This is a genomic window from Streptomyces sp. IBSBF 2435 (assembly GCF_036815005.1).
Classification (GTDB): domain Bacteria; phylum Actinomycetota; class Actinomycetes; order Streptomycetales; family Streptomycetaceae; genus Actinacidiphila.
On sequence record NZ_JAJSYW010000057.1, the window covers coordinates 1 to 2,118 of the forward strand.

2 protein-coding genes are annotated in these 2,118 nt (G+C 75.0%); one reads left to right on the top strand and one right to left on the bottom strand.

Going from position 1 to position 2,118, the window contains the following annotated elements; genetic code table 11:
* Nucleotides 1–70 precede the first annotated feature (70 nt).
* Nucleotides 71–1,438: a D-alanyl-D-alanine carboxypeptidase/D-alanyl-D-alanine endopeptidase gene (gene dacB, locus V7E46_RS13810; protein ID WP_333768690.1), complete on the bottom strand. Its 1,368-nt coding sequence runs from the start codon at nucleotides 1,436–1,438 to the stop codon at nucleotides 71–73.
* Nucleotides 1,439–1,552: 114 nt separating this feature from the next.
* On the opposite strand from dacB, the gene V7E46_RS13815 reads away from it, so the two are divergent.
* Nucleotides 1,553–2,047, top strand: coding sequence for an inorganic diphosphatase (locus tag V7E46_RS13815; RefSeq protein WP_329178091.1), 495 nt, complete (start codon nucleotides 1,553–1,555; stop codon nucleotides 2,045–2,047).
* Nucleotides 2,048–2,118: the final 71 nt, after the last annotated feature.

The window sequence follows — 2,118 nt, forward strand, 5'->3', positions numbered from 1 at the left end:
GGCCCCACCACCCCCCGCCGCGCCGCGAAGCGCACCCGCGGCTTCTGAGGCGTGTCCCAGGGCTGCGGGGTCAGCCCGCGGTGACCGCGCCTGCCAGGGCGTCCAGCGCCGCTTGGGCCGCGGTCGCGGACGGCGCGCCCTGGGTCATGAAGCAGAAGGCCAGCACCCGCCCGGCGGGGGTGACCGTCACTCCGGCGATCGTGTTCGTGCCGGTCAGCGTGCCGGTCTTGGCGCGGACGACCCCCGCGCCCGGGGCCGAGCGGAAACGGGACGCCAGCGTCCCGGTGAAGGCCGCGATGGGCAGGCCCTCCAGGACCGGGCGCAGTTCGGGGTGGGAGGGGGACGCGGCCAGCGCGAGGATGTGGGTGAGCGCCGCTGGCGACAGCGCATCGTGGTGGTCGAGGCCGCTGCCGTCGGCGAAGGCGGCATTCCCCAGCGGCACGCCGTAGCGCCGCAGGGCGTCGCCGACCGCCTTCGCGCCGCCCGCGAAACTGGCGGGACGGCCGCCCGCCAGGGCGACCTGGCGGGCCAGCGCCTCGGCGATGTCGTTGTCGGAGTCGGTGAGCATCCGCTCGACCAGCTCGCTCAGCGGCGCCGACCGGTGCGCCGCCAGCTGGGTCCCGCCGGCGCCGCTCGCGGAGGCCGGGTCGCCGGCGACGGTGATGCCGTGCGCGCGCAGCAGCTTCGCGAAGGACGTGGCCGCCGCGAGCGCCGGGTCGGTGGCGCGGGCCGCGGGACCGCTCTCGCTGTGGCCCAGGCGCCCCTCGCGCACCATCAGCGCGGTGACCGGCGCGAGGTTGTCGTTGTAGCCGATGGGGTGCAGCTCGGGTCCCGTGTACAGCGACGTGTCGTAGCCGAGCCGTACGGACGTGGTGCCGCGGGAGTGGAGCGCGGCGGCGGTGTCGGCGGCGAGCTGGTCGAGTTCGAGGGTCGGGTCGCCGCCCCCGACGAGCACGACGCGCTTGGAGCCGACGGCGACCACACCGGTCGTGAGGGTGCGGGAGCCGCCGAGGGTGCCGAGCGCGGCGACGGCGGTGGCGAGCTTGGTGGTCGAGGCCGGGGTGGAGGCGGTGGCCGACTTGTGGTCGTAGACCGTCCGCCCGCTCGCGACGTCGAGCACCGCCCCGGTGCGTACCGTGCCGAGGTCCCGCGAGGCCATCAGCGGGCCGAGCCCGGCCGCGAGGCCGGAGCCGGCGGCGGCCTGCCCGCCGCCCGCCGGGGCGAGCACCGGCGCGGCGGCGGCGGGAGGCGCGGCATAGGGCCGCGGCGCGGCAGGGCCGGCGGTTCCGGCGGCGGAGGACCCGGCGGGCGCGGCTGTTTTCCCGTCCCGGGCTGCGGCGTAGGACCGTTCGGCCGTACGCTGTCCGCCGTCCCACGGCCCCGCGGCAGCCGCCGCACCCGCCGCGACCACCGCACCTATCGCCGCGGATATCGCCACTACCTGCACTGTCCTGCCGTGCGGCACCCCCGACCAGCCCCTTTCACGACCACCCACTTGCGTGGGAGACACTTAATCACCCGCAGTACGTGCTGATCATGGAGGAGTAGGGCCTTGGAGTTCGACGTCACGATCGAGATCCCGAAGGGTTCGCGGAACAAGTACGAGGTGGACCACGAGACCGGTCGTATCCGCCTGGACCGCAGGCTCTTCACCTCGACCAGCTATCCCGCCGACTACGGCTTCATCGAGAACACCCTCGGCCAGGACGGGGACCCGCTGGACGCGCTGGTCATCCTGGACGAGCCGACCTTCCCCGGCTGCCTGATCACCTGCCGTGCGATCGGCATGTTCCGCATGACCGACGAGGCCGGCGGCGACGACAAGGTGCTGTGCGTGCCCGCGTCCGACCCGCGGGTGGAGTACCTGCAGGACATCCACCACGTGAGCGAGTTCGACCGGCTGGAGATCCAGCACTTCTTCGAGGTCTACAAGGACCTGGAGCCCGGCAAGTCCGTCGAGGGCGCCGACTGGGTGGACCGCGCCGCGGCCGAGGCGGAGATCGAGGAGTCCTTCCGCCGGCTCAAGGAGCACGGCCCGGGCCACTGAGCCCGCTTCCGCGTCACGCACCGCCGGAGGGGGGGGGGGGGGGGGGGGGCCCCCCCCCCCCCCCCCCCCCC